Origin of the sequence: Rubrivivax gelatinosus (assembly GCF_016583785.1) — a bacterium.
In the GTDB taxonomy this organism is placed as follows: Bacteria; Pseudomonadota; Gammaproteobacteria; order Burkholderiales; family Burkholderiaceae_C; genus Rubrivivax; species Rubrivivax gelatinosus_B.
In genome coordinates, this window is the sequence record NZ_NRRU01000067.1 from 22,738 (window position 1) to 30,711 (window position 7,974).

General features: G+C 70.9%; 8 protein-coding genes and 1 pseudogene. 4 read left to right on the plus strand and 5 right to left on the minus strand.

Annotated elements, in window-relative coordinates; translation table 11 throughout:
• Positions 1-15: 15 nt before the first annotated feature.
• Positions 16-2,328 carry an ATP-dependent Clp protease ATP-binding subunit ClpA gene (clpA, locus tag CKO43_RS16945; protein ID WP_200230762.1) on the minus strand — a complete coding sequence of 771 codons (2,313 nt, stop codon included), beginning with the start codon at positions 2,326-2,328 and terminating at the stop codon, positions 16-18.
• A complete protein-coding gene (clpS, locus tag CKO43_RS16950; RefSeq protein WP_200230761.1) occupies positions 2,325-2,684 on the minus strand; it encodes an ATP-dependent Clp protease adapter ClpS in 360 nt (119 codons plus the stop codon). The genes clpA and clpS overlap by 4 nt, the downstream gene beginning before the upstream one ends.
• 267 nt (positions 2,685-2,951) lie before the next feature.
• Here clpS and CKO43_RS16955 point away from each other — a divergent pair, with 267 nt between their 5' ends.
• Positions 2,952-3,194, plus strand: a complete 243-nt coding sequence (locus tag CKO43_RS16955) for a cold shock domain-containing protein (protein WP_200379334.1) — start codon at positions 2,952-2,954, stop codon at positions 3,192-3,194.
• Positions 3,195-3,360: 166 nt separating this feature from the next.
• Here the strand turns inward: CKO43_RS16955 and CKO43_RS16960 are convergent, their stop codons facing one another.
• Positions 3,361-3,612 carry a hypothetical protein gene (locus CKO43_RS16960; protein WP_200379335.1) on the minus strand — a complete coding sequence of 84 codons (252 nt, stop codon included), beginning with the start codon at positions 3,610-3,612 and terminating at the stop codon, positions 3,361-3,363.
• Positions 3,613-3,837: 225 nt separating this feature from the next.
• Here CKO43_RS16960 and CKO43_RS16965 point away from each other — a divergent pair, with 225 nt between their 5' ends.
• Genes CKO43_RS16965 through CKO43_RS16975 form a run of 3 tightly spaced genes read left to right on the plus strand, consistent with a single transcriptional unit; the run spans position 3,838 to position 7,180 of the window.
• The gene (locus tag CKO43_RS16965) at positions 3,838-5,295 is read left to right on the plus strand and encodes a trypsin-like peptidase domain-containing protein (RefSeq protein ID WP_200379336.1); all 1,458 of its coding nucleotides are present in this window, start codon (positions 3,838-3,840) and stop codon (positions 5,293-5,295) included.
• The gene (locus CKO43_RS16970; protein ID WP_200230756.1) at positions 5,295-6,317 is read left to right on the plus strand and encodes a glycosyltransferase family 2 protein; all 1,023 of its coding nucleotides are present in this window, start codon (positions 5,295-5,297) and stop codon (positions 6,315-6,317) included. The genes CKO43_RS16965 and CKO43_RS16970 overlap by 1 nt, the downstream gene beginning before the upstream one ends.
• The gene (locus tag CKO43_RS16975; RefSeq protein WP_200379337.1) at positions 6,314-7,180 is read left to right on the plus strand and encodes a ChbG/HpnK family deacetylase; all 867 of its coding nucleotides are present in this window, start codon (positions 6,314-6,316) and stop codon (positions 7,178-7,180) included. The genes CKO43_RS16970 and CKO43_RS16975 overlap by 4 nt, the downstream gene beginning before the upstream one ends.
• Here the strand turns inward: CKO43_RS16975 and CKO43_RS16980 are convergent.
• The gene (locus CKO43_RS16980) at positions 7,089-7,538 is read right to left on the minus strand and encodes a GtrA family protein (RefSeq protein WP_200379338.1); all 450 of its coding nucleotides are present in this window, start codon (positions 7,536-7,538) and stop codon (positions 7,089-7,091) included. The genes CKO43_RS16975 and CKO43_RS16980 overlap by 92 nt on opposite strands.
• A pseudogene (locus CKO43_RS16985) lies at positions 7,529-7,974 on the minus strand (hypothetical protein); the annotation flags it as partial. The gene CKO43_RS16980 and the pseudogene CKO43_RS16985, both read right to left, overlap by 10 nt.

Consider the following 7,974-nt stretch of genomic DNA (forward strand, 5'->3'; position numbering starts at 1 on the left):
CGCCGCGCGCCGCGCTCAGGCGGGCGTGGCTTCGGTGCGCGGCTTGTCGCTGCGCTTGGGCGGCTGGATGTCCAGCTGCACCTCGTCCTTGTCGTCGAGGTCGACCGTGAGCCGGCCGCCATCGACCAGACGGCCGAACAGCAGTTCGTCGGCCAGCGCGCGCCGGATCATGTCCTGGATCAGGCGCTGCATCGGCCGCGCACCCATCAGCGGGTCGAAGCCCTTCTTCGCCAGGTGCTGGCGCAGCTTGTCGGTGAAGGTGACCTCGACCTTCTTCTCGGCGAGCTGGCTTTCGAGCTGCAGCAGGAACTTGTCGACGACGCGCATGATGATGTCCTCATCCAGAGCGCGGAAGGACACGATCGCGTCGAGCCGGTTGCGGAACTCGGGCGTGAACAGGCGCTTGATGTCGGCCATCTCGTCGCCCTGCTCGCGCCGGGTCGTGAAGCCGATCGTCGACTTGTTCATCGTCTCGGCGCCCGCGTTCGTGGTCATGATGATGATCACGCTGCGGAAGTCGGCCTTGCGCCCGTTGTTGTCGGTCAGCGTGCCGTGGTCCATGACCTGCAGCAGCACGTTGAAGACGTCGGGGTGGGCCTTCTCGATCTCGTCGAGCAGCAGCACCGCGTGCGGCTTCTTCGTCACCGCCTCGGTCAGCAGGCCGCCCTGGTCGAAACCGACGTAGCCCGGAGGCGCGCCGATCAGGCGGCTGACCGCGTGCCGCTCCATGTACTCGGACATGTCGAAGCGGATCAGCTCGATGCCCAGGATGTAGGCCAGCTGCTTGGCGACTTCGGTCTTGCCGACGCCGGTGGGGCCGCTGAACAGGAAGGAGCCGATCGGCTTGTCGGGCTTGCCCAGGCCGGAACGCGCCATCTTGATCGCGGCGGCCAGCGCCTCGATCGACGGGTCCTGGCCGTAGACCACGCTCTTCAGGTCGCGCTCCAGCGTCTTCAGCTTGTCGCGGTCGTCGCTCGACACCGAGGCCGGCGGGATGCGCGCGATCTTGGCGACGATCTCCTCGACCTCGGCCCGGGTGATGGTCTTCTTCTGCTTGCTCTTGGGCAGGATGCGCTGGGCGGCACCGGCTTCGTCGATGACGTCGATCGCCTTGTCGGGCAGGTGACGGTCGTTGATGTACTTGGCCGAGAGTTCGGCCGCGGCCTGCAGCGCGCCGAGCGCGTACTTGACGTTGTGGTGGTCCTCGAAGCGCGACTTCAGGCCCTTCAGGATCTCGATCGTCTGCTCGACCGAAGGCTCGACGACGTCGACCTTCTGGAAGCGCCGCGACAGCGCCGCGTCCTTCTCGAAGATGCCGCGGTACTCGTTGAAGGTGGTCGCGCCGATGCACTTCATCGAGCCGCTGGACAGCGCGGGCTTGAGCAGGTTGCTCGCGTCCAGCGTGCCGCCCGAGGCCGCGCCGGCGCCGATCAGCGTGTGGATCTCGTCGATGAAGAGGATCGCGTTCGGCTGGTCTTTCAGTTGCTTGAGCACGCCCTTCAGGCGCTGCTCGAAGTCGCCGCGGTACTTGGTGCCGGCCAGCAGCGCGCCCATGTCGAGCGAGTAGACGGTGGCGTCGGCCAGGACCTCGGGCACGTCCTTCTCGGTGATGCGCCAGGCCAAGCCTTCGGCGATGGCGGTCTTGCCGACACCGGCCTCGCCGACCAGCAGCGGGTTGTTCTTGCGCCGGCGACACAGCACCTGGATGACGCGCTCGACCTCGTGCTCGCGGCCGATCAGCGGGTCGATCTTGCCCGCCAGCGCCAGCGTGTTGAGGTTCTGCGTGAACTGCTCCAGCGGCGAGCCCTTGCCTTCGCCGCCGGCTTCGTCGCGTTCGCCCTCGTTGTTGCTGGCACCGCTGTCGTTGGACTTGGCGGGCTCGGGCGGGTCGCTCTTCTTGATGCCGTGGGCGATGAAGTTGACGACGTCCAGCCGCGTCACGCCCTGCTGGTGCAGGTAGTAGACGGCGTGCGAATCCTTCTCGCCGAAGATCGCCACCAGCACGTTGGCGCCGGTGACTTCCTTCTTGCCGCTGCCCGTGCTCTGCACGTGCATGATCGCGCGCTGGATCACGCGCTGGAAACCGAGCGTCGGCTGGGTGTCGACTTCCTCGCTGCCCGAGACCGTCGGCGTGTTCTCCTTGATGAAGGTCGCCAGACTCTTGCGCAGGTCCTCGATGTTGGCAGCGCAGGCGCGCAGCACCTCGGCCGCGGAGGGGTTGTCGAGCAGCGCCATCAGCAGGTGCTCGACAGTGATGAACTCATGCCGCTGCTGGCGCGCTTCGACGAACGCCATGTGCAGGCTGACTTCCAGTTCTTGCGCAATCATGCGGCCTCCATAATGCACTGAAGCGGGTGACCGTCGCGGCGAGCCGCGGCGAGCACGAGTTCGACCTTCGTCGCGGCAACGTCCTTCGGGTACACGCCACACACGCCCCGACCCTCGTGGTGGATCTTCAGCATGATGTGCGTGGCCGTCTCCAGGTCACGCTGGAAATAGTGCTGGAGCACCATGACGACGAACTCCATCGGCGTGTAGTCGTCGTTGAGCAGCACCACCTGGTACAGGCTCGGCGGCTTGACCCGCTGGGCCTTGCGCTCGGCGACGACGGCACCACCTGCGCCGCCGTCCCGGGCAGGCGAGACCGGCGGCTTAACCGGGGGGACGGATGGTTCGTCGGGCATGAATTCATTCTATCGGCGTTGTCCATGCTTGCCCGCGGCAACTTTGCATGACCCGTGCCATGGTCATGTTGATGCGCACGCCGCCGCTTCAAGCCCCCGCCCCCCCGAGTCCTTCGTGAAGCCTGTCACGCGGGCGACCTGGGCCCGATTTGACCAATGTTTGTCGAATCCAGGAGACACCAAAACCCTGACTTGCCTTGACACTGTTCTGACGCCGTCGACAGAATCATTTTTGATATTCGCGCGCAGTTAAGCGAGGTGAAAACAATGGCAGTCGGTACGGTGAAGTGGTTCAACGATGCCAAGGGCTTCGGTTTCATCGAACCCGAAGGAGGCGGCGCGGACGTGTTCGCGCACTTCTCGGCGGTGCAGATGGATGGCTTTCGCACGCTGAAGCAAGGCGGCCGCGTCGAGTTCGATCTCGTGCAGGGCCCCAAGGGCAATCTGGCGCAAAACATCCGGCCGGTGACGGCGGCGGCCCTGGAGCCGGCGCCGCAAACCGTCGCCTGAGACGCCGGCGATATTCACGGCGCGGCCCGGGAACGGGTCGCGGCGGAAGCGGTGTGCCCGCATCTGGCGCCGCCTGTCACGGCACGCCGAGGCGCCTGGTGTGCGGCACGGCCGAGGCCGAACCAGCGGCGGGGGTCCGGCAGCGCGCCGAATCCCGGCAGCAAGCTCAGTTGCTGGTCGGCGCCGGCGTCTTCATCGCCTTCGCCTTCATCGCATGAGCCGTGTGCACCGGCTTGGCCTTGGCCTTGGCCTTGGCGTGATGCTGGGCCTTGGCCGGAGCCTTGGCAGCGCTCGTCGTCGCCGGCACCGAGGCGGCGGCCTCGGCGGGTTTCGGCGTGGCGGCGAAGCCGAGGGCCGCGACGCCAGCGAGCGTGGCGGCGAGCAGGCCATTGCGGATGATGGTACGGGTGGCAGCCATGTTCAGTTCTCCTATCGGACCCCGTTGAGGGCTCCAGGTCCTTCGAGCCGACCCGGCATGCACCGGGCTTGAGGACTCAACGGCGCCCGGCTCCCGGGGGCCGACGCGCCGGCGGCGGCGCCGTGTTTCATCTGTCATCGCAGCTCCAGCCGGCGTCATCGACTGCGGCTTCGACATGCTCAGGCTTCGGTCCGTGCACTGCCACGAAACCCGGAGTCATTGCCGATGGCCGCTTTCCCGTCCCTCCTCGCACCGCGCCGGTGGCGCCTCCATGCCACGCTGGCGGCGGTACTGAGCGCGCTGGCCGTGCTGGCTGCGCCGGCGGCGCAGGCCGAGACCGGCGCCGCCGCGGCGTCCACGATCACCGCGCCGGCACCCGACTTCGCCGCCATCGCCCAGCGAGTCGGCCCAGCGGTGGTCAACATCCGCGTCAGCGGCATCCGCCATCTGGGCGCCGACACCGCCGCCACCTCGGACGACCCCGACGAGGAACTGCTGCGCCGCCTGCAGCGCCAGTACGGCGGCGCCGGCGCACACCTGGACGTGCCGATGCGCGGGCTGGGCTCGGGTTTCATCGTGCGCGCCGACGGCGTGATCCTGACCAACGCCCACGTCGTCGCCGATGCGCGCGAGGTCGTCGTGCGCCTGACCGACCGGCGCGAGTTCCGGGCGCGTGTGCTCGGCAGCGACACGTTGACCGACGTCGCGGTGCTGAAGATCGACGCCCAGGGCCTGCCCACCGTCACGCCCGGCGACCCGGCCTCGCTGCGCGTAGGGCAATGGGTGATGGCGATCGGCTCGCCCTACGGCTTCGACAACAGCGTCAGCGCCGGCGTCGTCAGCGCGACGACACGCAACCTGCCCGACGGCGCGGTGCCCTTCATCCAGACCGACGTCGCGATCAACCCGGGCAACTCCGGCGGGCCGCTGATCGACGGCCGCGGCGAGGTCGTCGGCATCAACGCCCAGATCTACACGCGCACCGGCGGCTTCCAGGGCCTGAGCTTCGCGATCCCGGCCGACCTCGCGCTGCGTGTCGAGCGCCAGATCCTCGAGACCGGCCACGCGCGCCACGCGCGCCTGGGCGTGGCGGTGCAGGAGGTCGACCAGTCGCTGGCCGAAGCCTTCGGCCTGGCGCGCGCCGAAGGGGCGCTGATCGACCGCGTGATGCCGGCCAGCGCCGCCGAACGTGCCGGCCTGCGCGCCGGCGACATCGTGCTGCTGGCCGGCGAGCGCCGCATCGTCGACTCGGGCGAGCTGGGCATCGTCACCGCGCTCGCCAGTCCAGGCCAGCGCCTGGCGCTCGAGGTCTGGCGCGGCGGCCGCAGCTGGCAGGTCCAGCTGGTGCTCGGCGACGCCGACGACCACCGCGGCGAGCCACCGGCGAACGCGGCGATGGACGCTGCCCTCGGCGTCGCGCTGCGGCCGATGGCGCCGGCCGAACTGCGCAAAGTCGTCGAGACGGTGCGCGGGCTGCGCATCGAGCAGGTCCAGGGTCTGGCCGCCGAAGCCGGGCTGGAACCGGGCGACGTGCTGCTCGCGGTCAACGGCCAGCCGGTCTCGAGCACCGCCCAGCTGCAGCAGTGCCTGGCGGCCTCGGGCCCGACGGTGGCGCTGCTGGTGCAGCACGGCGACGAGCGCAGCTACGTCGCGCTGCGCACCGGCGGCCAAAGGAGTTCGTGATGCGGCAACGCAGCCCGGATGAACCGCTGCCGCGCAGGCTGTGCGAACCGACGATCTCGGTCGTGATGCCGGCCTACGACGAAGCGGCGAACCTGGCGGCGACGCTGGGGCAGCTGAGCGCGGCGCTGCGCCGCCTGAGCAGCCGCTGGGAGATCGTGCTCGTCGACGACGGCAGCCGCGACGCGACGCCGGAGCTGATGGCCGCGCCGCCCGCCGGCGTGCGCTACCTGCGGCTGACACGCAACTTCGGCAAGGAGGCGGCGCTGACCGCCGGCCTGGCGCACGCACGCGGCGAGCTGGTCTGGCTGATGGACGCCGACGGCCAGCATCCGGTCGAGCTGATGCCGGCGATGCTGCAGGCCTGGCGCGAAGGCGCCGACCACGTCTGCGCGGTGCGCCGCGCACGCGACGACGAGTCCTGGTTCAAGCGCGCCGGCACGCGCTGGTTCTACCGCCTCGTCAACGTCGGCTCGCCGGTGCCGATCACCGCCGACGCCGGCGACTTCCGCCTGTTCGACCGCCGCGTCGTCGACGCGCTCAACTCGCTGCCCGAGCGCAACCGCTTCATGAAGGGCTTGTACGCCTGGGTCGGTTTCGAGCCGGTGCTGATCGCCTACACGCCGCTGCCGCGCCACGCCGGCACGAGCCGCTTCTCGCCGCTGCGCCTGGCGCGGCTGGCGCTCACCGGCATCACCGCCTTCTCCAACCTGCCGCTGCGGCTGTGGAGTGCACTCGGCGCGGGCGTCGCCTGCTGCGCGCTGGGTTACGGCATCTGGGTCGTCGTCGAGCACGTCGTCGCCGGGCATCCGGTGCCGGGCTGGCCGACGATCGTCGCCGGGATGATGTTCACCGCCGGCGTGCAGCTGCTGTCGATCGGCGTGCTCGGCGAGTACGTCGGCCGCATCTTCGACGAGGTCAAGCAGCGTCCCGTCTACCTGCTGGCCGCCGACAGCGGCGCACCGCCGCTGGAGGAGCCGCTGCACTGGCCGCAACCGACGCTGGCGGAGGCCGAAGGCCGATGAAAACGCAGCACCACCTGGCCCTGTGCGCCGACGACTACGGCGCGGCCGCCCACGTCGACGCCGCGATCGACCGCCTCGCCCACGCCGGCCGGCTGGCCGCCGCCAGCATGCTGGTGCTGCGCTCGCGCTGGCCCGAAGCCGCGCGCCGCAGCCACCTCTGGCCGGCGACGGTCAAACGCGGCCTGCACTTCAACCTCAGCGACGGTTTTGCGCTCAGCAGCGAACTGCGCCGCCACTGGGACGTGCTGCCGCGGCTGCCGGCGCTGATCGCGCTGGCGCACGCGCACGCCCTGCCGCTGGCGGCCATAGGCGCCGAACTGGAGGCCCAGATCGACCGTTTCCAGGTCTACGTCGGCGCCGCGCCCGCGTTCGTCGACGGCCACCAGCACGTGCACCACCTGCCCGGCGTGCGCGACCTGGTGCTGCGCACGGCCCATGCGCGCGGCCTGGCGGTGCGCAACACCGGCCGCGTCGAAGGGCCGAGCGCCGCGCTCAAGCGCCGCCTGATCGAGTTCAGCGGCGGGCGTGCGCTGCAGCGCGAGTTGCGCCGGCTGCACATCCCGCACAACGACCTGCTGCTCGGGGCCTACGACTTCGAGGCCGACGACTACCGCGCCCGCATGCAGGGCTGGCTGGCCACCCTCGACGGCGAAGACGACTCCGCGAGCGCGCTGCTGTTCTGCCACCCTGGCGACAGCGCCGCACGCAGCAGCGGCGACGAGATCGCCGCCGCGCGCGAGCGCGAAGCGCACTACCTCGAAAGCCCGGCTTTCAGCGAGGACCTGGCGGCCGCCGGTGTCGCGCTCGGCCCGGCGTTCGCCGCCGCGCGCCAGGCGGGCGGGCAAAGCTCCAGTGCCGGTTGACGGCGAAGCCGGTGGCGAAGACCAGCAGCGTCGCCAGCGCCTGCGCCAGCAGGTAGTGCAGGCCGGCGTGCACGCCGGCGGCGACGACGACCATGCCCAGCACGGCACCGGCGAGCGCGGTCGCCTGGAAACGCCACCAGCTCGCCGCCGGCGGTCGCCGGCCGTCGGCGAAGGTGAAGCGGCGGTTGCCGGCCCAGGCCAGCTGCGCGCCGAGCGCCGCGCCGACGCCGCTGCCGATCCAGGCGGCGCAGCCGGCCCATTCGACCAGCGCGGCCAGCGTCGCCCAGTGCGCCGCCGTCGCGACCAGGCCGACGCCGGCGTAGCGCAGCAGCGGCCGCGGCGTGTGCTTCAGCGGCATGGCGCCACCGGATCGGCGCGCCACAGGCTCCCGCGCGCACCGTCGGCGACGGCCTGCGCGTCGCCGAAACCCGGCGGCAGCGCCGCGCCGTGCGCCACCACCAGCCAGATGCGGCCGCCATCGCAGCGATGGCGCTGCGCCTCGGCGGGCAGCCACAGCCTCGCGCCGGCCGCCGCCGGGTCGAAACGGCCGGCATCGAGCAGTTCGTGGCGCCAGTCGTCGCGCGGCCGGCGCCGTGTCGTGTCCCAGTCGGCGACGACGGCCGGCGCGGTCTCCAGCCGCGCCAGCAGCCGCAGGTCGAAGAAGGGGTCGCCGACATAGACCACCGTCTCGCCCGGCGCACGCGCGGCGGCGAGCGCGTGCGCGAGGTCGGCGTCGCCGGCCGGGCCGCGCAGCACGAGCAGCGCCAGCGCCGCGGCGCTGGCGCTGCTCGTGC